Genomic DNA, 574 nt, shown 5'->3' with positions numbered 1-574 from the left:
AGGCCGCGGCCGGCGTCGTCGACGCCGGCCGCCGTCGGGGCCTCAGGCGCCCGGCAGGGAGGAGGCGTCCTTGAGCAGGGCCTGGTTCGGTTCGTGGTACTCGACGCGCGGCACCCTGCGCCCTTCCTCGTACACGAGCGAGGTCACGGAGGTCAGCGAGCACTCACGCCGGCGCGGGTCGTGCCACAGCGGACGGCCCTCGACGGCCAGGCGCGTCACCCAGATCGGCAGCTGGTGCGAGACGAGCACGGACTCGGCGCCGGGCCCCTCGGCGGCCACGGCCTCGCCGCGGAGCCGGTCGACGACGGCCAGCATCCGGGCGGCCTGCGCGCGGTACGGCTCGCCCCAGGACGGGCGCAGGGGATTGCGCAGCCGGGGCCACAGCCGCGGGTTCCGCTTCAGCGACGCCGCCACCTGGGACATGCCCTCGAAGGCGTTCTCCGCCTCGATCAGGTCCGGCTCGGTGACCAGCGGCAGGTCGAACGCGGCCGCGATGGGCGCGGCGGTCTGCTGCGCGCGGGTCAGCGGGGAGGCGGCGACGACGGCGGGCGCCCTCGTCCTCGCCGACCTCGCC

At 76.7% G+C, this 574-nt stretch carries 1 protein-coding gene; it reads right to left on the bottom strand.

The window, feature by feature from the left end:
• Positions 1 to 42: 42 nt before the first annotated feature.
• A partial coding sequence (locus HMPREF3105_RS12330) for a histidine phosphatase family protein (RefSeq protein ID WP_070709885.1) occupies positions 43 to 574 on the bottom strand: 532 nt, incomplete at its 5' end.

It is taken from the genome of Micrococcus sp. HMSC31B01, assembly GCF_001816085.1.
In the GTDB taxonomy this organism is placed as follows: domain Bacteria; phylum Actinomycetota; class Actinomycetes; order Actinomycetales; family Micrococcaceae; genus Micrococcus; species Micrococcus luteus.
The sequence above is the reverse complement of the archived record's forward strand: the minus strand, read 5'-3'. Positions and strand labels throughout refer to the sequence as shown.